The organism is Enterobacter sp. IF2SW-B1 (assembly GCF_001743375.1).
Taxonomy (GTDB): domain Bacteria; phylum Pseudomonadota; class Gammaproteobacteria; order Enterobacterales; family Enterobacteriaceae; genus Enterobacter; species Enterobacter bugandensis.
The window spans coordinates 1-460 of the sequence record NZ_MJAA01000235.1; the positions used below are offsets into that span (position 1 = coordinate 1).

Below are 460 nucleotides of genomic sequence, written 5' to 3' on the forward strand. Positions count from 1 at the left end.
CGTGACGATCCCGATCGGCGCTGCGACGGAAGTGATTGCCGCCGAGGGGAAGATCGTCACCGCTGGCGGGATCGCCACCCACATCCCCTGGATCTGCCCGCAGCAGGCGGAAGCGGCGCTGGTCTCCGGCGTCACCACCATGATTGGCGGCGGCCCCGGACCGGCGGCGGGCACCAACGCCACCCCCTGCACGCCGGGGCCGTGGTATATCGCCCGCATGCTGCCGGCCGCCGATACGCTGCCGGTGAATATTGGCCTGCTCGGCAAAGGTAACGGCTCCCACCCGGATGCCCTGCGCGCGCAGATCGCCGCCGGCGCCATCGGGCGGAAGATCCACGAAGACTGGGGCGAGACGCCCGCGGCGATCAACTGCTCTCTGGAGGTGGCCGAAGAGATGGATATTCAGGTGGCGCTGCACTGCGACACGCTGAACGAGTCCGGGGTTGTCGAAGACCCGCTG

1 protein-coding gene is annotated in these 460 nt (G+C 69.1%); it reads left to right on the forward strand.

Going from position 1 to position 460, the window contains the following annotated elements; genetic code table 11:
- Window positions 1–460: amidohydrolase family protein (locus tag A6013_RS24270; protein WP_139128297.1), on the forward strand; the 460-nt coding region annotated here is incomplete at both ends.